General features: G+C 71.8%; 18 protein-coding genes. 7 read left to right on the top strand and 11 right to left on the bottom strand.

Annotated features, from left to right (window positions below; translation table 11 throughout):
- Positions 1-20 precede the first annotated feature (20 nt).
- The 3 genes from Prum_RS27175 to Prum_RS27165 are packed head-to-tail and all read left to right on the top strand — an operon-like array spanning position 21 to position 1,143.
- Positions 21-200 carry a hypothetical protein gene (locus Prum_RS27175; protein ID WP_173079058.1) on the top strand — a complete coding sequence of 60 codons (180 nt, stop codon included), beginning with the start codon at positions 21-23 and terminating at the stop codon, positions 198-200.
- Complete coding sequence (locus Prum_RS27170) at positions 197-658, top strand: Rv1363c family protein (RefSeq protein WP_173079057.1); 462 nt, start codon at positions 197-199, stop codon at positions 656-658. The genes Prum_RS27175 and Prum_RS27170 overlap by 4 nt, the downstream gene beginning before the upstream one ends.
- A gap of 11 nt (positions 659-669) precedes the next feature.
- Positions 670-1,143, top strand: a complete 474-nt coding sequence (locus Prum_RS27165; protein WP_173079056.1) for a hypothetical protein — start codon at positions 670-672, stop codon at positions 1,141-1,143.
- Positions 1,144-1,203: 60 nt separating this feature from the next.
- Here the strand turns inward: Prum_RS27165 and Prum_RS27160 are convergent, their stop codons facing one another.
- Positions 1,204-1,551, bottom strand: a complete 348-nt coding sequence (locus Prum_RS27160) for a YciI family protein (RefSeq protein ID WP_246278622.1) — start codon at positions 1,549-1,551, stop codon at positions 1,204-1,206.
- Between the two features lie 109 nt (positions 1,552-1,660).
- Here Prum_RS27160 and Prum_RS27155 point away from each other — a divergent pair, with 109 nt between their 5' ends.
- Both Prum_RS27155 and Prum_RS27150 read left to right on the top strand, forming a co-directional pair.
- Positions 1,661-2,092 (top strand): GNAT family N-acetyltransferase, encoded by a 432-nt coding sequence (locus tag Prum_RS27155; protein ID WP_246278118.1) that lies wholly within the window; start codon positions 1,661-1,663, stop codon positions 2,090-2,092.
- Positions 2,093-2,140: 48 nt separating this feature from the next.
- On the top strand, positions 2,141-2,812 hold the full coding sequence (locus Prum_RS27150) for a hypothetical protein (RefSeq protein WP_173079054.1): 672 nt from the start codon (positions 2,141-2,143) through the stop codon (positions 2,810-2,812).
- Here Prum_RS27150 and Prum_RS27145 read toward each other — a convergent pair whose 3' ends face one another.
- From Prum_RS27145 to Prum_RS27110, 8 genes are all read right to left on the bottom strand, one after another.
- Complete coding sequence (locus tag Prum_RS27145) at positions 2,813-3,283, bottom strand: hypothetical protein (protein WP_173079053.1); 471 nt, start codon at positions 3,281-3,283, stop codon at positions 2,813-2,815.
- A 352-nt stretch (positions 3,284-3,635) separates the two neighbouring features.
- On the bottom strand, positions 3,636-5,810 hold the full coding sequence (secD, locus tag Prum_RS27140; protein WP_173079052.1) for a protein translocase subunit SecD: 2,175 nt from the start codon (positions 5,808-5,810) through the stop codon (positions 3,636-3,638).
- A gap of 36 nt (positions 5,811-5,846) precedes the next feature.
- Positions 5,847-6,161, bottom strand: coding sequence for a hypothetical protein (locus tag Prum_RS27135; protein WP_173079051.1), 315 nt, complete (start codon positions 6,159-6,161; stop codon positions 5,847-5,849).
- A gap of 25 nt (positions 6,162-6,186) precedes the next feature.
- The gene (locus Prum_RS27130) at positions 6,187-7,347 is read right to left on the bottom strand and encodes an acyltransferase family protein (protein WP_218577353.1); all 1,161 of its coding nucleotides are present in this window, start codon (positions 7,345-7,347) and stop codon (positions 6,187-6,189) included.
- Between the two features lie 136 nt (positions 7,348-7,483).
- Complete coding sequence (locus Prum_RS27125; protein ID WP_173079050.1) at positions 7,484-8,401, bottom strand: ABC transporter permease; 918 nt, start codon at positions 8,399-8,401, stop codon at positions 7,484-7,486.
- Positions 8,371-9,612 (bottom strand): ABC transporter permease, encoded by a 1,242-nt coding sequence (locus tag Prum_RS27120; RefSeq protein ID WP_173079049.1) that lies wholly within the window; start codon positions 9,610-9,612, stop codon positions 8,371-8,373. The genes Prum_RS27125 and Prum_RS27120 overlap by 31 nt, the downstream gene beginning before the upstream one ends.
- 3 nt (positions 9,613-9,615) lie before the next feature.
- Complete coding sequence (locus Prum_RS27115) at positions 9,616-10,353, bottom strand: ABC transporter ATP-binding protein (protein WP_173079048.1); 738 nt, start codon at positions 10,351-10,353, stop codon at positions 9,616-9,618.
- Entirely contained in the window at positions 10,346-10,900 is a 555-nt protein-coding gene (locus Prum_RS27110; protein WP_218577352.1) for a PadR family transcriptional regulator, read from the bottom strand. The genes Prum_RS27115 and Prum_RS27110 overlap by 8 nt, the downstream gene beginning before the upstream one ends.
- A gap of 64 nt (positions 10,901-10,964) precedes the next feature.
- Between Prum_RS27110 and Prum_RS27105 the strand changes: the two genes are divergently transcribed.
- Positions 10,965-11,810: a metallophosphoesterase family protein gene (locus Prum_RS27105; RefSeq protein ID WP_246278621.1), complete on the top strand. Its 846-nt coding sequence runs from the start codon at positions 10,965-10,967 to the stop codon at positions 11,808-11,810.
- Positions 11,800-12,429, top strand: a complete 630-nt coding sequence (locus tag Prum_RS27100; protein ID WP_173079047.1) for a 4'-phosphopantetheinyl transferase family protein — start codon at positions 11,800-11,802, stop codon at positions 12,427-12,429. The genes Prum_RS27105 and Prum_RS27100 overlap by 11 nt, the downstream gene beginning before the upstream one ends.
- Positions 12,430-12,482: 53 nt before the next feature.
- Here Prum_RS27100 and Prum_RS27095 read toward each other — a convergent pair whose 3' ends face one another.
- Positions 12,483-16,454: a discoidin domain-containing protein gene (locus tag Prum_RS27095; RefSeq protein WP_173079046.1), complete on the bottom strand. Its 3,972-nt coding sequence runs from the start codon at positions 16,452-16,454 to the stop codon at positions 12,483-12,485.
- Positions 16,455-16,723: 269 nt separating this feature from the next.
- Complete coding sequence (locus tag Prum_RS27090) at positions 16,724-17,950, bottom strand: NAD(P)/FAD-dependent oxidoreductase (RefSeq protein ID WP_173079045.1); 1,227 nt, start codon at positions 17,948-17,950, stop codon at positions 16,724-16,726.
- Between the last annotated feature and the right edge of the window lie 2 nt (positions 17,951-17,952).

Genomic DNA, 17,952 nt, shown 5'->3' with positions numbered 1-17,952 from the left:
CACACCCCGAGGAGGCCGACATGCCGACGCGAGAACGCCGTCTCAAGCTCGTGAAGGGTACGGGCGGCCCGGTGACCCGGCGCGCGGTGGTACGCCGCCTGCCCCGCCACGACGACGACCCGGTGGCGCTCCTGGAGCACCTCGACGAGGAGCCGGTGTCGTCGAAGCCATCCCGAAGCACCGTCCTCGTTGGACGGTGATTGCCCTCGCGGCCCTGCTCGCCCTCGCGCTCGCCGCCGCCGGCGTCGCCAGCTACCACTGGTACGGCGACCGCGCGCTGGACCAGGCGCGCCAGCAGGCCCTCGCGGCGGCCAAGCAGACGTCCGTCAACTTCGTCTCGGTCAGCGCGTCCAGTGTGGACCGCGATCTGCAGCGGATCGTCGCGGGCGCGACCGGCGAGTTCAAGGACGAGTTCGTGCGCGGGCAGGCCCAGGTACGCGCCGCCGTGGTGGAGAACAAGGTGGAGTCGACGGGGACGGTGCTGCGCGCCGGCCTGATCTCCGGGGACCGGAAGTCCGCGGTGGTGCTCGTCGCGGTCGACGCCACGGTCAAGAATGTGAAGGCGCCGGACGGGCGGGCCTCGCACTACCGCATCCAGGTCGACGTCACCCGGGACGGCGGCACGTGGCTCGTGTCCCGCCTCCAGTTCGTGGGTTAGGAGTGCCTTCGATGAAGCTCAGGCTGATCCCCGTACTCGCGGTCGCGGCCGCGCTCGCCGCGGGCGCCGCCGGCGCCGGCTGGTACGCCCACCACCGCGCCGACCAGCGCGAAACCGCCGTGCGGCAGTCCCTCGCCGCCGCCAACCCGGCCGCGAAGGCGATCTTCTCGTACGACTACCGCACCTTCGACACCAGCGTCGCGAACGGGCGGCTCTTCGTCACCGGCTCCTTCGCCGACGAGTACGCCCAGACGACCGCGGCCCTGAAGGCCACCGCCACGAAGGAGCAGGCGGTGGTGCTGGCCGAGGTCTCCGCCACCGGCGTGGTGAGCGCCAGCGGCGACCGGGTCGAACTCCTGCTCTACCTCAACCAGTACCGCCGGAACATCAACACGGCCGGCGAGAAGGTCGACCAGAACCGGGTCGTGCTCACGATGGTCCCTGTCAACGGCGAGTGGAGAGTGTCCGACGCCGCCGCCATCTGAGTGCAAGGAAGGGCACCTTGTTATGCAAAAAGCGATAACAAGGTGCCCTTCCTTGCAGCCCTACTCGGCTGGGATGTCGATCAGAGGGCGGATCTCTACGGCCCAGTAGCGGGCGTCCGGCCACCGCTTGCCGATCTCGACGGCCCGCTCGACGCTGTCGCACTCGAAGACGCACAGGCCGGCCAGTTGCTCCTTGGCCTCGATGAACGGGCCGTCGGTGACCGCTGGCACGCCACCGCGTACCCGGATTGTCTTGGCGGTCTCTGGCGCGTGTAGCGCCTGCCCGTCGACCCATTCGCCCGACTTGGTCAGCTCTGTCATGATCTCGCCGACCTCGTTCATCACGTCGTTCTTCTCGTCCTCGGACAGGGCCTGGAAGTCGGCCTGGTTCTGGTAGATCAGCAACATGTACTTCACGACTACACCCCTCATGGGTCCGGCGCCCCCGATCGGGCACCTCGCACGGGTAGGTCGGAGCGCGCTGGGCGATCTCTACATCGTCGGGGAGAGTTTATCCGTGAAGATTCGCAGCGGACGGCTCGACGACGCGGACGCGCTCCTCCGGTTCTGGGCGGCGGCCGCCCACGGCACCAGCGTCAGCGACGACATCGACGGGGTGACCCGCCTCCTGAAGCACGACCCGGAGTCCGTGCTGATCGCCGAGCGGGACGGCATCATGATCGGCACGGTGATCGCGGGCTGGGACGGCTGGCGCTGCCACATCTACCGGCTCGCCGTCGCCCCCGACCACCGCCGCCAGGGCATCGGCCGGGCCCTGCTGGACGCCGCCGCCGGCCGCTTCGCCGCGCTGGGCGGCCGGCGCGCCGACGCGATGGTCGACGACGCCAATCCGGACGCCCACCAGCTGTACCGGACGGCCGGCTACGCGCCGGACCCGACCTGGACCCGCTGGGTCCGCCCTCTCCCCCAGGAGAGGCCGACCGGGTGACGGATCGGCTGTGCTGAGGGACACTGAGAGAAACCAGAGGGGTGCTGCATGTCGATCATAGAGGCCCACCTACCCGAGCTGGTGCCGGTGCTGTCCCGGGGCAAGCATCGCAACCCGCGCAAGGGCGCCTGTTTCATGGAGATGGCGTCGTTCCTCGCCGGTGAGCGGTGGAGTGACCATCCCGCCTGCACCCACCCGCTGCTGGCCTCCCTCGCGCGGCTCGTCAACGACCACACCAGCGACGCCGGCCGCCAGCGGCTGGCTCCCATGATCCCGTCCGTCATCGGGCTGACCAGCGACGACGTGCGCGTCGACGCCCGGATCGCGCTGCGGGCGGCGGCCACCGCCCTGCCGGTGGTCTCGGCCGAGCTGCAAAACGCGATGGCGGTCTCGCTGCTGAGCTGCAACCGGGTGCTCGCCCAGCTCGACGGGCGGCCGCCGGGCAGCCTCGACGAGACCAGCCGCGAGGCGTTGCTGCGGGCACCGCTGGCGGCGCGCTGGGCATACCGGTTCACCCACGACGTGTCGGTGTCCCGCCGCATGTTCCAGCGGCACGGCGCGCCGCGGACCGTCGAGTTCGCGGTGCCGGGGATCGCCCGCGCGTGCGTCGTGGACCCGGACGAGGCGCTCCGCCAGCTGCTCGCCGGCGCCATCGCCGACGTCGAGGCGACGATCAATGCGTCCGCGGCGGAGAGCCAGCCGTCGGTAGGCGCCCGCTAGTTACTCGGTCTCGCCGACCCGGACGATGGCATCGGGGTTGGACACCACCGTCACCCGGTACGACAGGCCGACGTTGGACCAGATCTCGCCGCGCAGGCCCAGGCACACGCCGACCCCGCCGGCGTTGTCCGGGTGCTCGAAGAAGTTGACCTCGGGCTCGGCGATCGCACCCACCAGGCCCTGTGTGCCCCGCCCGGTGCCGGGCACCTGCACCAAGCCCACGGTCACCTGCACCTCGGCGTCGTCCAGCGCGTCCCCGTTGTACCAGTGGGTGTCGGGCAGGAAGAGCTGCGAGTCCACGGTGCGGTGCTGGTAGTCCTGCCCCATCATGCCGCTCTCGGCGTCGGGCTCGTCGCCGATCCAGGCAAACCCGGCGTAGTCGCTCCGCAGCCGGCGGGCCTCGGACTGGAACTCCGTCACGACGGTGTCGATACGCGGCTGGGCGACAAGGTGCACGTCTGCGTCGGTCACCTGCGGCACCCTAGCACCGTGCGATCTCGCTGTGCGCTATGGCGCTTCGCCGTCCCGCCAGTGGTCGCCGTCCCAGTACGCGCGTGTTCCGTCAGCCAAGACGACATGCTGCCCGAGCGTCCACGCCGTCGTTGGGTCGGCCGACAGGTCCGCCGACTGGAGCGCCGCCACGCCGATCCCGGGGTCGACTTCAATTAGACGATTACTGGGCGTTGGCGAGACAGACGGGTCAGGTTCGACATAGAGAGGAAGCATGGACTCCCCTGTGGCCGTAGGTAAACCCTTTCCAAGACGACGTCAATTGACATCCTACGACCAAAAGGGAGCCCGCACAGGCGTACGACAATTGCTGCTAGCGGGATAGTTCGACGGCTAATGGGGTGGCGACGAAGACGGACGAGTACGTGCCGACACCCACGCCGATGAGCAACGCGAGAGCGAAGTCGACCAGGGAGTCGGCGCCCAGCGACGCCAGCGCCACCAGGACGAAGACCGCCCCCAGGCCGGTGTTGACCGTGCGCGGAATGGTTTGCAGGCATGCCTGGTTGGCCACCGCCGCGAATGGCGTCCGTTTGCGCGCGCGGACCAGTTCGCGGATCCGGTCGAAGACCACCACGGAGTCGTTGACCGAATACCCGATGACGGTCAGCAGCGCCGCCAGAAACACGCCGTCGACCGGCCGGCCCAGCCACGCGAACGCGCCGACCAGCAGCACCACGTCGTGCCCCATCGCCACCACGGCCGACACGCCCCACCGCCAGCGAAAGCGCACCGCCAGGTACACCAGCTGCACCCCGAGCGCCACCAGCAACGCGAGCACCGCCTTGCGCCGCAGTTCCGCGCCCAGGCTCGGCCCGATCGACTCGTCGCGCTGCCGCTGCACGTCGCCGCCGCCGGCCTGCGCCAGCTCCTGGCGTACCCGGGTCTCGGTCTGGTCGTCGAAGCGGCCCGCGCGGACGCTGATGCCGTCCGACAGCGAGGTCACGACGGCGCGGGGCAGTCCGGCGTCCGCCACCGCGGCGCGCGCGGCGTCCGCCGAGAGCGGGCTGCTCGTCGAGTACGTCACGAGCCGGCCCCCGCTGAACTCCACTCCCACGTTGAGCCCGCGCACGGCGATGCCGGTCACCGCGAGCGCCACGGCGACCGCGGAGACGACCAGCCACCGGCGGCGCCGGCCCATGAGGTCCGGATTCCGGCGCGCGATGGCCCGGCGGACCCAGCCGCTGTGGGCGATGCCGCTCCACCGTGGCCTGGCCCGGCGCAGCGCGCCCTCGGCGAGCGCCCGGGTCAGCACGAGCGCGGTGAAGAGCGACACGAGCACGCCCACGGTGAGCGTGACGCCGAAGCCGCGTACGGGTCCGGAGGCGAGGAAGAACAGCAGCGCGGCCGCCAGCAGGGTGGTGACGTTGGAGTCGACGATCGCCGAGCGGGCGCGGGCGAACCCGACCCGCATGGCCGTACCCAGCGAGCGCCGCCCGGTGGCGAACTCCTCGCGGGCCCGCTCGAACGCCAGCACGTTGGCGTCCATCGCCATGCCGATCGCCAGCACGAACCCGGCGAGTCCGGGCAGTGTCAGCGTGGCACCGAGGGCGAGCAGCGTGGCGTACGAGATGAGCCCGTACGCGCCGAGCGCCGCCGCGGCCAGGGCGCCCACCAGCCGGTACACGGCGATGACGAACACCGCCGTGGCCAGCACGCCGAGGATCGCGGCCCGCGCGGACGCGTCGATCGCCGCCTGGCCCAGCGTCGGGCCGACCGTGCGCTGCTCGATGATCTCCACGGGTACGGGCAGCGCGCCGGCCTGGATCAGCAGGGCCAGCTCCTTGGCCTCCTCGCCCGTGAACTGTCCGGTGATCCGGGCGGTGCCGGCGGTGTTGCCCACCTCGCACGGCGTATCGGCGGAGACCTCCGCGGACACCAGCACCTGCTGGTCCAGCACGACGGCGACGCGTCGGGTCGGGTCGCCCTGCGGCGCGCAGGCGGCGGTGCCGGTGAGCTTCGCCCAGGCGCCGACCCCGGCGTCCCGGAACGCGAGCCGGATCTCCCAGCCGCCGACCTGGCCGGGCGCCGCCTCCGCGCCCTCCACCTGCTGGCCGGCGAGCGCGGCCGGGCCGAGCCGGAGCCGCTCCCCCCGCTCGTCCGGCAGCACCAACTCGCCAGCGTCCTGAGTGGACGCGAGGCCGAGCACCGGCCGGAACGTCAGCTGCGCGGTACGGCCGATCACCTCGGCGGCTTCCCGCGGCTCGCCGACGCCGGGCAGTTCGACGATGATCCGGCGGTCGCCGGCGCGGGTCAGGGTGGGCTCGGACAGGCCGAGCGCGTCCACCCGGCGGCGGAGCACCTCCACCGCCTGGTCCGTGGTCTGGGCGTTGGCCTTGGCCAGTTCGCCGTCCTTGGTCTGAAGCACTATCTGGGTACCGCCGCGCAGGTCCAACCCGAGCCGCACCGGCCGGACGGCGATGAGCCATCCGGACACGACAAGCACGACCAGGGCGAGAATTGCGCGCGCGGCATTGGCGCGCGACACGATGGGTTCCTCGCTTCTGTGGAAAGGGATCGGGACTTAGACGGGTACGCCGTACGACGGCGGGGCCCGACCCCGGTAAGCGAGGAGATACGTGACGGCAATCGTGTCCACTGTGGAGCGGACCGCGGTGGACCAGCCGGCCGGCGGCGGCGGCAGCGTGGCGGTGGCCGCCGCCAGGCCGAAGGTGCTCAGCTCCGGCGCGGCCACCGCGGTCGGCACGCCGGTGGCGACCGCCGCCTTGATCGCGCTGGTCGACGGGGCGACCGGCGGGAGCGCCGCCGGCTGCGGCACGCCGAAGAGCGTGACGAGCAGCGCCACCAACAGTGGCAGGCCGGCTACCCGTCGACTCATGCCGATGAAGATAGCCGGCCAACGCTCAAGAGCGCATCCCAAACAGGTACCGGGTTACCCGGGTACGGCGGACCAATAGCTCGTACGCGGCCAGCGTCAGGGTGAGCGAGACCGCGACGAGGACGGCGTACTTGGCCGGGATCGGGGCGTCCCAGCGGACCACGCCGTACGCGACCGCGACCACGATCGGCTGGTGCAGCAGGTACAGCGGGAGGGCCGCGGTGGCCACGTAGCCCGGCCGGGGCGTACCGCCGGTGCCCTCCGCACGAGGACGGTCGAGGAGGCCGAGGATCGCGACCACCACGCACCAGCCGGCCACGCCGTACAGCGCGCGGGCGCCGATCGCGAGCCCGCTCATGCCGGTGAACGGATCGTCCGCCGCCAGGAACGCGGGCATGCCCACCAGGAGCGCGGCGACGCCGACCACGGCCGCCGGGACCGCCTCGCGCCGCACCGCCGCCCGGAACCGCTCGTCGGTGGCCAGCACGAAGCCGTACAGGAAGAACAGCAGGTACGCCCAGCGGCTCCAGCCCGCGAACGCCTCCTCCAGGCCCACCACCGCACAGATCGCGGCGACCGGGACCGCCGGGAGCAGCACCGCGCCGCGCCGCCGCGCCGCCGCCCCGAGCCGGGCCCGGATCCGCTCGCCCCGGTCGCGCGGGAGCCAGGCCACGACCGGCACCAGCATCATCGAGTACGCCAGGAGCAGCACCACGAACCACAGGTGACCGGTCTCGAAGTGCTCGCCCTGCAGCACGAACGGGAAGTCGGCCAGCTCCAGCCGTACGTCGAAGAAGCGCGGCAGGAAGGCGAGGTACGAGCCCTCGGCGCCCTGCCGTATCCACTGTGGAAACGGCACGAGCGCCACCGTCACGAAGACGAGCGGCACGCCCAGCCGGCCCAGCCGTTCCCGGGCGAACCCGCCCGGGCCGCGCCGGCGCAGCGAGTGCCACGAGCCGAGGCCGGCGATCAGGAAGAGCATCGGCATCGCCCACACCACGCCGAGGCCCGCGAAGATCATCGTGACGCCGGTGGTCTCGTCGTTCTTGACGTAGAAGTCGTCGCGGGCGTCGAAGACCAGCGCCGAGTGGAAGAGCACCAGCCCAATCACCACGAACGCGCGGATCGCTTCCAGCTCCGGGCGGCGCGCCGACCTGGTCGCGACCGGCTCCTGCAGCATCGTCATCGCACTCACTCCCAACGGACCAGTTCGGACGCGGGCGTACCGGCCAGGCGCCGGGTCACCAGGGCCCCGGCGAGCGCGCCCGCCAGGACGGCCGCCGGGATGATCCCGGCCAGCACCACGACGGAGGGCAGCTCGCTCAGCCCCGGCCCGATGCCGACCGCGACGGTGGCCTGGTCGGACAGGGCCCCAGGGCGAGCAGCCCGGCGGGCAGCCCCACCACGCCGGCCACCAGGCCGAGCGCGGCCCCGCCGGTCGCGGACTGCGCGACGGTCTGCCGGACGGTGAAGCCGACCGTGCGCAGCACGCCGAGCACGCGCGAACGCTCCCGGGCGCCGCTCAGCAGCGCGGCGGCGAGGTTCGCGAGGCTGACCACGAGGATGAGCACGGCCATGGCCAGGAGCGAGTTCGTGAACGCGCCGAGCTCGTCGGGGTCGGACTCGCGGGCGCGCACGGTCACGGCCGGTCCGAGGCGGTCGCGCAGGGCCACGGCGAGCGCCTCCGGCGTGCTGCCCGGCTGGGCGACGACCAGGTACGCGTCCGGGGTCGCGCCGGGCAGCATCTCGGCCCGGTACATCAGCACCTCGCCGGTGTCCTCGGTCTCGGTGTACCAGCCGACGATCCTCAGGGTGAGCGGGGTCTCGCCAGCTCTGATGTGGACGGTGTCGCCGACGTCGAGCCCGAACCGGCGCAGGAACCCGTACCCGGCGAGCGCCTCCCCGGCCGCCCGCAGCGGCTGGCCCTCGCGGACCACGAAACCGGCGTCGTCCGGGTCACCGCCGATCGCCCGGGACAGGAACGTCTCCTCGCCCAGCGTCGTACGGCGGTCCACCTGCGAGTACCAGCCGGCCGCCGCCGGCATCGCGGACAGGATGGCGGGCAGGTCGGCCGGCGCTCCCTCGGGGGCGACGACCGCGTCGTACGGGTCGCCGGCGCGGGCCGAATCGTCGACCACCTTGCCCATAGTGGACACGAACCCGGCGGCGACCACGATCGCGGCGACGGCGACGGCGAGCGCGGCGGCGGTCAGCGCCGACCGGCCCGGCCTGGCGAGCACCGACCCGAGCCCGTAGCGGTACGCCGGACCGAGCCGGAGCCGCTCCAGGAGCCGGGCGACGCGGGCCGGCGCCGCCGCCCGCGGGGCGTGTCGCGCAGCACGTCCGAGACCGGCTGGCGGGCGGCGCGCCGGGCCGGCAGCACGGTCGCGGCGATGAGGATCAGGCCGACGAAGCCGACCGCGATCACCAGCGACACCGGGCTGAGGCTGAGCCCGGGACGGTCCAGCGCGCCGCCGATGCCGACCTGCAGGAACGGCGCGAGCAGGCTGCCGGCCAGCCAGCCGACGACCGCGCCCGCCGTGCCCAGCAGCAGCGTCTCGGCCACGAGCCCGCCGATGACCTGCCGGTTGGTGTATCCGACGGACTGCAACAGGGCGATCTCGCGGCGCCGGGACAGCAGCCGGGCGGCGGCCGTGCCGGCCACGACGAAGGCGGCCGCGAGCAGGACGAAGAGGCCGAATCCGGCGAGCGCGGCACCGAAGATGCGCTCTGCGGTGAGGATGTCGTCGCGGGTGTCCGGCCAGGGCTGGACGCCGTCGACGCCCTCGCGTGTGCCCATCCGGGCCGCCACCGCGTCGGCCGAGTCCGGGTCGGCCAGCCGGGCGATCAGCAGCGTGCCACGCTCGGCGGGGTCGGGGGCCAGCGCCGCCAATCCGGCCGGGTCGACGAAGAGCCGGATCGGGTCGCAGTCGGGGTAGAAGCAGTCGGTGAGGTCGACGGCGGTGCCGACGACGGTCAGGGTCACGACGCGGCCAGCGGTCGTCAGTCGTACCAGATCGCCGACGCGAAGCCCGGCCTCGACGGCGGCGGCCCGGTCGAACACGACCTCGGTGGTGGATCCGGCGGCCGGCCACCGGCCGGCGCGCAGCAGCGGACGCCCCACAGTGGACGGTGCGGGACCGACGCGGGCCTCGACGGAGCCGGCGCCGAGCGCGACCTCGGCCATCACGAACGGCGTCGCCGGCGTGGTCGCGGCGAACGCGGCGTCGCCGCGCAGCGCCTCCAGCGCGCCCGGCTCGCCGTAGACGACCAGGTCGGGGTGGCCGGCCTCGCGGTAGACCTCGTCGACCAGCGGGCCACCCTGGCGTTGCACGGACAGGCCGGCCACGACGGCCGCGGCGGCGAGGGCCGCCACCAGCGCGGTGGCGACCGCGGCGATCCGGCCGCGCCCGCGCAGCCCGGACAGCGCGAGGCGAAGGGTGGCGGACATGCCTCAGCCCTCCAGGTTGATCAGATTGGCGTACGTCTGCTTGGCGGTCTTGCCGGTCAGGTCACGCTCGTCGACGATCTCCCCGTCGAGCATGGTCACGACGCGGTCGGCGGCCGCCGCCACCCGGTGATCATGGGTGACCAGCACGATGCTCTGCCCGCCCTCGTGGCGGCGGCGCAGCAGGTCGAGCACGATGTCGGCGGACGCCGAGTCCAGCGCGCCCGTGGGCTCGTCGGCCAGCAGCACGTCCGGCCCGTGTACGACCGCGCGGGCCAGCGCGACCCGCTGCTGCTGGCCGCCGGACAGCTCGGCCGGCGCCGAGTCGACGGCGTCGGCGACGCCCAGCTCGTCGAGGATGGCGAGGGCCCGGGTGCGCGCATCGCGGCGCCCGACCCCCTGCAGCACCATGGGCAGCTCCACGTTGCCGAGGACGGTCATCGTGGGCACCAGGTTGAGGAACTGGAACACGAAGCCGACGTGCCGGCGCCGCAACAGCGCCCGGCCGCTCTCCGACTGGTCGTCCAGCCGGGTGCCGGCCAGCCACACCTCGCCCGCGTCGGGCCGGTCGAGCCCGCCCAACATGTGCAGCAGGGTGGACTTGCCGCAGCCGCTCGGGCCGGTGATGGCCACCCAGTCGCCGGGGGCGACGGCCAGGGAAACGCCTTTCAGGGCGGCGAACTCGCGGGTCCCGCCGCGGTAGGTGCGCTCAAGCGCGGTCGCGCGCAACAACGAGTCAGTCATGGTCCGTCTCCGTCTTCGTCGCCGGAAGGATCTGGGCGAGCTGCTGCTCACACGCCTCCAGCCAGCGCAGCTCAGCCTGGAGGTGCAGCGCGGTGGCCTGCACGAGGAGGCCGCTGACGCTGCCGGGGGTGGTCCGCCCGGCCTGGCGGTCGAGGTCGCGCAACGCCTCCAGGCAGCGCTGGCGGTGGTCGGTGATGATCGCCCGAGCGTTGATCCCGGGCAGCACCTGGGCGGCCAGCCGGGCGGTGACCAGGCGCAGCAGGACGTCGGGCTTGACGAGCGGGGTGTCGGGGGGCTCGGCGAACCACTCGCGCAGCGCCTTGACCCCCGTGTCGGTCAGCCGGTAGATCTTCCGATCCCGCCGGTCGCCTCCGCCCTCGGCGGTCTGCGTAACCAACCCGTCCCGCTCCAGCCGGCCGAGGGTCACGTAGATCTGCCCGACGTTGACCTCCACGCCCGCGCCCGCGAACAGCTCGTCGTACCGGCGCCGCACCTCGTATCCGTGGGCGGGACCGGCCGCGAGCAGGCCAAGCACGACGTGTTTCATAGCCACTCCTCTAATACCTAACCGCTAGGGTCTAACAGTTAGCTATTGGCTGTCAACCAGTAACATTCCTGCTGTGCTCCTGGCCATCAGTGACTTACACGTGGCATATGCGGAAAATCGGCAGTTTGTCCAGGATCTCTGGCCCGACTCCGCGGACGACTGGCTGCTCGTGGCCGGCGACGTCGGCGAGAAGGTGGCCGACATCGAGTGGGCGCTGCGGACGCTCGCGGACCGGTTCCGGACCGTGGTCTGGGCGCCCGGCAACCACGAGCTGTGGACGCCGAAGGAGGACCCGGTCCAGCTGCGCGGCGAGGAGCGCTACCGGTACCTGGTCGAGATATGCCGCGAGCTCGGCGTGGTGACCCCCGAGGACCCGTACCCGGTGTGGGACGGCGAGGGCGGTCCGGTCACCGTCGTGCCGCTGTTCCTGCTGTACGACTACACGTTCCGGATGCCGGGGCTGGAGACCAAGGAGGCGTCGCTGGCCAACGCGTACGACGCCGGCGTCGTGTGCACGGACGAGTTCCTGCTGCACCCCGACCCGTACCCGAGCCGGGACGCCTGGTGCGCGGCGCGGCTCGAGCTGACCCGGCGGCGCCTGGACGCCCTCGGCGACCGCCCGACGGTACTGATCAACCACTTCCCGCTCGTCCGCGAGGTGACCGACATCTTGCTCCACCCGGAGTTCGCCCAGTGGTGCGGGACCGTCCACACCGCCGACTGGCACACCCGCTACCACGCGGCGGCCGTCGTCTACGGGCACCTGCACATCCCCCGCGTGAACCGGTTCGACGGCGTCCGCTTCGAGGAGGTGTCGGTGGGCTACCCGCGCGAGTGGAAGCGCCGCGGCGCGCAGCCGAAGGGCCCCCGGCAGATCCTCCCGGTACCGGACGGCGCCCGTGCTGCGTGAGCTGCTGCCGCCGGTGGTGTCGGCGGTCGAGGCGTACGACGACGAGGCGCCCGTCGAGCTCTTCCCGGAGGAGTTGGCCGTCATCGCGCGCTCGGTCGACAAGCGCCGCCGCGAGTTCACCACCGTACGCAGGTGCGCGCGCGAGGCCCTGGCCCGGCTCGGGTACGCGCCGGCGCCGATCGTGCCCGGCGAACGCGGCGCGCCGGGGTGGCCGGCGGGCGTGGTCGGCAGCATGACGCACTGCGAGGGCTACCGCGCCTGCGCCGTGGCGCACCGGGACGACGTGCTGACCCTCGGCCTGGACGCCGAGCCGGACGCCCCGCTGCCGGAGGGGGTGCTCGGGGTCATCTCGCTGCCGGCCGAACGGGAGATGATCCAGCGGCTCGGTGGCTCCGTGCACTGGGACCGCCTGCTGTTCTGCGCCAAGGAGGCGGTCTACAAGGCGTGGTTCCCGCTCACCCGGAGCTGGCTCGACTTCAGCGAGGCCCGGGTATCCCTCGACCCAGCCGGCACCTTCCACGCCGAGTTGCTGGTCCCGGCGCCACTGCCGTCCTTCGACGGCCGCTGGCTGGCCCGGGACGGCCTGCTGCTCTCCGCGATAGCCGTCCCATCGTCGTGATCAAGGCGTCCTTCAAGTCGTTAGAACGACTTGAAGGACGCCTTGATCACGGGTTAGTTGACGGTGATGGTGAAGGTGCTGGTGGTGTTCCTGATGTTCTCGAAGTTGTTCGTCAGGCGCAGGTTGTTGAAGGTGACCGAGCCGCGGACCGGGCCCTCGCCGGGTTCGGGGAGTTCGTTGGCCCAGATGCCGAAGCCGGACTTGGCGTCGAACGCGTCACCGCTCTTCTGCGCCCCCGAGATGGAGACGTTGGTGAAGACCGTGTCGGCCACCGGGAAAAGCGGCTGACCGCCGACGTAGTCGGTCTGGAACATGATGCCGTGGTACGTCGGATCGATGATGTCCACATTGCTCACCCGGATCCCCTGGAAGATCTCGGTGGCCGAGTAGACCCACAGTCCGGGGAACGTCTGGGCGCCCCAGAAGTGGCCGCCACACCGGACGATCGACACGCCGTCGAACACCGTCGGCGGGCTGGCACCGAAGCCGTCCATCGGGATGCCGAAGTCCAGCGAGCTGATCGTGACACCGGAGTACGTCAGCGTGTCCGCGATGTACAGGTTGCGGAACGTGTTGTTGAACCCGCCGTACACCGCCACGCCGGCCGCGCGCCAGGTGAGGATCGAGGTCAGGTTCTCGAACACGTTGTCCCGCTGGTCCCCGCCGCCCTGGTCGACGGCGGCGAAGAGGGCGAAGCTGTCGTCACCAGAGGCCCGGGACTCGTTGTTGCTGACCAGGTTGCCCGTACTGCCGTTGGTCATGTTGATGGCGTCGGCGAACAGGTTGCGGGACCGGGTGTTCCGGATGGTCACATTGTCGGAGTTGGTGCCCCAGTAGAGACACATCTGGTGCTCGACCCAGACGTTCTCGATCACCATGCCGGACACGTTGTGGAAGTCGAACACCTTGCCCGGCCCGTCGTCCCGCCAGGTGTAGTTGCCGAAGTAGCTGAACCCGGAGAACGTCGAGCCGTTGGCCGACGCCTCGGCACTGAAGCCGACGTTCGTGTTCTCCTGTGTGGACGGTGAGTAGAACCGGGTGTACCAGGGACCGGCGCCGGCCACCTTGACCGCCTTGCCGTACACCTGGAACTTGCCGGCGGTCTGGTAGTCGCCCGGCGGCAGGTACACGCCGACGAGCGTGCCGGTGGTGTCCATCCGCACCCGGTCCAGGGCGTCCTGCACGCTCTGGTGGGTGAGGCCGGTCGGCGTGGTGTAGCGCGCCGGGTCCGGGTTGGACAGTGGCGAGACCTGCTCCAGGCTGATGAAGTCGATCGCGAACGTGCCCGCGTTGGCGCCGTCCTTCTGCAGCTTGATGCGGTGGCCGGCAGGCACGGTCGCGTCGAGGAAGATGTTCGCCTCGTCGTAGATGTGCCGCTGCGGGCCCGCCCCCGGCGAGTTGCTGGGGCTCGCCTCGTTGCCGTACAGCCAGGCGTACTTGGACGTCAGCGGGATCGCCTTGTGGAAGGCGCCGTCGACGTACACGTTGAGCGTCGACGTGGTCCCGTCCGGGATGGAGAAGCGGGTGACGAGCGTGTTGGTGCTCGCCCGCGTGGTGAACTCGACGTATGAGCCGGTCGAGTTCAGCGTGACGGCGCGACGGCCGGACGCCTCGCCGGCGAGGTCACCGATCGTCCGGTTTGGACCGACCACGGCCGCGCCGCCGCCGACCGTGCCGTCCTCCGCCTCGTACAGGTCGAACGGCATGTTCGCCCCGCGGCCGACGAAGAGCGGGCGCTCGCTGGTGTTGTTCGGCTGCTTGACGGCCAACTCGTTGCCGTCGGCCGCGAGCACCACGCGGACCGTGTAGCGGCCGTTGGCCGCGGCCCAGGTGCCGAGGCTCACCGGGGCCGCGGTGGCACCGGCGGCGATCGCGCCGCTGTGCGATCCGGTGAGGGTACGCACGACCGCGCCCGTCGCGTCGAGCACGGTGAGCGTGACGCCGTGCGCCCCGGCGGCCGAGGCGATGGTGCCCTGGTTCCGGATGGCCACGGAGAACGAGACCGTCGCCCCGCCGGACGGGTTGCTCGGTGTCCAGGTCACCGCGGCGGCGACCAGGTCGGAGCTGGCGACCGGCGTGACCACGAGCGCCGACGGGTGGGTGTACGCGTTGTTCGCGTCGTTCTGCTCGATGACGTCGTTGTCCTCGTCCACCTTGGCGCTCAACGGGTACGTGCCGGCGTCGCGCTGCCCGACGCCGGCGGAGACCGTGGTGGACGCCCCGGCCGCGAGCCCGCCTACCGGCGCGGTGCCGGCGAGCGCCGTACCCAGGTAGAAATTGACCTCGGTCGGGCCGGACGCCGCGGTGCCGGCGTTGCGGACCGTCGCGGACAGCGTGATCGCGTCGGTCTCCACCGGCGAAGCCGGGCTGGCCGACGTGCCGGTGACGGTCAGGTCCGGGTTCGGTGCCGGCGTGCCGAAGACCTGGAACTCGGCGACCTGGCCGCCGGGCGCCCCGGAGTTCGAGGTGATCCTGAGTTGCACGTCAGCCACGGTCGCGGTCAGCGGGATCGTGACGGTGTTGCTGGACGCCGGGTTGAAGGTGTACGTCGCGGCCGAAACCAGGCTGGCGAACGAGGATGCGCTCTGCTCCCGCCCGAGCACCTGGATGGTCTGGGTCCGGGTGCCCCAGGCCGCGTCCGGGTTGAGCCGCAGGACCACCGAGCCGACGACGGCGTTCGCTCCCAACTGGACGGTCAGCGTGTTGGGGTAGGCGTTGGAGTTCGCCTCCCAGTACGTGGTGACGTTGTCGTCGTTCGCGTTGGTCGCGACAAACGTGTGGATGGTGCCGGAGGCGGTGATGGGCTTGCCCACGGCCAGGTTGGTGCCGCCGGTCGGCGTGCCGGGCCGGGTGACGGTGTTGCTGTTGGCCGACTGGTTGCCCGCCGCGTCCCGGGCCCGCACGTGGTACGCGACGGTCGCGCCGTCCGGCTGGGTGTCCGTGTACGCCAGCACCGTGCCGGCGACGCTGGTGCGCAGCTCGTTGTTGGCGTAGACGTCGTACGCGGTCACGCCGACGTTGTCGGTGGACGCGGTCCAGGTGAGCCGGATCTGCCCGGTCGCCGGCTGGGTGTACGCCAGGCTGCCCGGCGCGGTCGGCGCCTCGGTGTCGCCGGTGGCCGGCCCGTAGACCTCCAGTTCGGACAGTTGCCCCGCCGGCCAGCCGGTGTTGGCGGTGATGTTCAGCCGCACGTACCGGGTGGTGACGGCGGTGAACGCGATGGTGACGCTGGCTGAGCCGAAGACGTACGCGGTCGAGACCACGACGGTGGTGAAGCTCCCGCCGTCCAGACTGCCCTGGACGGCAAGGGTCTGGGTCCGCGCCTCCCAGGTCGACGGCAGCTTGAGCACCAGGCGGTTGACGCTCAGCGAGGCGCCGAGGTCGACCTGGAGCCACTGCGGGAACGCGCCGTTGGTGCTCTCCCAGTAGCTGGCCTGGTTGCCGTCGTTGGCGTTGCCCGCGACGTACGGGCCGTTCGCTGAGCTGGCGGTCAGCGTCTTGCCCGCCGCCAGGTTGCCGGACGACGGGGTGGTGGCGCCGTACACCTCCAGTTCGGACAGTTGCCCCGCCGGCCAGCCGGTGTTGGCCGTGATGTGCACCCGGACGAAGCGGACCGTGGTCGCCGCGAAGTCGACGGTGACGGTGTTGGCGTTGGCCGGGCCGAAGGCATACCCGGTCGAGGCCACGATCGTGGCGAAGGCGGCGCCGTCGGCGCTGCCCTGCACGGTGAGGGTCTGGGTGCGCGCCTCCCAACTCGCCGGCAGCTTCAGCTTGACCTGGTCGACGCTCTGGGCGCTGCCGAGATCGACCTGTGCCCACTGCGGGAACGACCCGTTGGTGCTCTCCCAGTAGGTGGCCTGGTTGCCGTCGGTGAGGTTGGCGGTCGGGTACGGGCCGTTCGTGCTGCTGGCCGAGGCGGCGCGCCCGGCGGCGAGGTTGGGGCCACCGGCGGCCGCGGCGGGCGCCTGCCCGAACGCGACGACGAGACCGGCGGTGAGCAGGGCGGCGAGGAGGCGTCTGGGCATGGCATACCGGCCTTTCGTGGGAGGGCCGTGCAGCGTTCGTGCAGCTTCCGTGGCGACGACCATACAAATTCAGACCGATCAACGCAAGAAGCGAATCAGGATGCGAAAGAACTCGACTCCGCCACAGACCCCGCGTCGCCCCGCGCCACGTCGATCAAGGGCGTCCACGGCGATCAAGGGCATACGGTCGTGGATCGGAGATCAAACCACGACCGTATGCCCTTGATCGACGCGAAAGTCCTTGATCGGCGCAGGCGCGACCGTTCCGGCTAGTCCACCAGGTCGGCGAGCGGCACGTCCACATCGGACAGCTTGGTCAGGTCCACGGCCCGGCCCGCGTATCCGGCGCGTACCAGGGCCTGGATCTGCTCCTGCACGTCCCACACGTTGACGTTCATCCCGGCGAGCACCCGCCCGCCGCTGACCCAGAACGCCACGAACTCGCGCCCGGCGCGGTCGCCCCGGAACACCACCTGGTCGTACGAGCCGGGCGCCGCCCAGCCGGCGTACTCCATGCCGAGGTCGTACTGGTCGGAGAAGAAGTACGGGACGCGGTCGTACACGACCGGCTGGCCGAGCATCGATCGCGCCGCCGCGGGACCGCCGTTCAGCGCGTTCGACCAGTGCTCCACGCGCAGCCGCGCGCCGACCAGCGGGCTGTGGAAGTGTGCGACGTCGCCGCAGGCGTACACGTCGGGATCGCTGGTGCGCAACGCCGCGTCGGTGACCACACCGTCCTCGACCGCCAGCCCGGCCGCCTCGGCCAGCTCGACGGCCGGCCGGATGCCCACGCCCACCACGACGAGGTCGGCCGCCAGCTCGGTGTCGTCGTCGAGCACGACGCTGGCGACCCGGCCACCCACGTCGCCGAACTCCCGTACGCCCACCTCGAACCGGAACTCCACGCCGTGCTCCACGTGCAGGTCGCGGAAGACGGCGGCCACCTCGTCGCCGAGGACGCGATGCAACGGCAGCGACGCGGCCTCGACCACGGTGACCGCGCACCCGTGCTCGCGGGCGGCGGCCGCCACCTCCAGGCCGATCCAGCCGGCACCGACGACCACCACGGTGCCGCCCGTACGCAGCGCGCCGAGCAGGGCGTCCGCCTCGTCCATCGTGCGCAGGTAGCGGACGCCGGGCAGGTCGGCGCCCGGCACGCCAAGGGTGCGCACCCGGGAGCCGGTCGCCAGCAGCAGCTTGTCGTACGGCAGTTCCTCGGCCCCGTCCAGGGTGAGGACGTGCCGGGCGGCGTCGAGGTTGGTGGCCCGCCGGCCCAGGATCAGCTCCACGTCGTGCTCGGCGTACCAGCCCTCGTCGTGCACGAACGCCTTGTCGCGCGGGTCCTTGCCCTGCAGGTACGCCTTGGACAGCGGCGGTCGCTCGTACGGCCGCTCGATCTCCTCCCCGACCAGCACGACCCGGCCGGTGTATCCCTCCGCCCGGAGCGTCTCCGCCGCCTTCGCGCCGGCCAGCGACGCGCCCACAATCACGAACATCG

It is taken from the genome of Phytohabitans rumicis (assembly GCF_011764445.1).
Classification (GTDB): Bacteria; Actinomycetota; Actinomycetes; order Mycobacteriales; family Micromonosporaceae; genus Phytohabitans; species Phytohabitans rumicis.
The sequence above is the reverse complement of the archived record's forward strand: the minus strand, read 5'-3'. Positions and strand labels throughout refer to the sequence as shown.

What these genes read in the sequence shown, in the direction of transcription:
- Prum_RS27175 (WP_173079058.1), top strand. Translation starts at nt 21, where the DNA reads ATGCCGACGCGAGAACGCCGTCTCAAGCTCGTGAAGGGTACGGGCGGC.
- Prum_RS27165 (WP_173079056.1), top strand. Translation starts at nt 670, where the DNA reads ATGAAGCTCAGGCTGATCCCCGTACTCGCGGTCGCGGCCGCGCTCGCC.
- Prum_RS27160 (WP_246278622.1), bottom strand. Translation starts at nt 1,551, where the DNA reads ATGTTGCTGATCTACCAGAACCAGGCCGACTTCCAGGCCCTGTCCGAG.
- Prum_RS27150 (WP_173079054.1), top strand. Translation starts at nt 2,141, where the DNA reads ATGTCGATCATAGAGGCCCACCTACCCGAGCTGGTGCCGGTGCTGTCC.
- Prum_RS27135 (WP_173079051.1), bottom strand. Translation starts at nt 6,161, where the DNA reads ATGAGTCGACGGGTAGCCGGCCTGCCACTGTTGGTGGCGCTGCTCGTC.
- Prum_RS27130 (WP_218577353.1), bottom strand. Translation starts at nt 7,347, where the DNA reads ATGACGATGCTGCAGGAGCCGGTCGCGACCAGGTCGGCGCGCCGCCCG.
- Prum_RS27120 (WP_173079049.1), bottom strand. Translation starts at nt 9,612, where the DNA reads ATGTCCGCCACCCTTCGCCTCGCGCTGTCCGGGCTGCGCGGGCGCGGC.
- Prum_RS27115 (WP_173079048.1), bottom strand. Translation starts at nt 10,353, where the DNA reads ATGACTGACTCGTTGTTGCGCGCGACCGCGCTTGAGCGCACCTACCGC.
- Prum_RS27110 (WP_218577352.1), bottom strand. Translation starts at nt 10,900, where the DNA reads ATGAAACACGTCGTGCTTGGCCTGCTCGCGGCCGGTCCCGCCCACGGA.
- Prum_RS27095 (WP_173079046.1), bottom strand. Translation starts at nt 16,454, where the DNA reads ATGCCCAGACGCCTCCTCGCCGCCCTGCTCACCGCCGGTCTCGTCGTC.
- Prum_RS27090 (WP_173079045.1), bottom strand. Translation starts at nt 17,950, where the DNA reads ATGTTCGTGATTGTGGGCGCGTCGCTGGCCGGCGCGAAGGCGGCGGAG.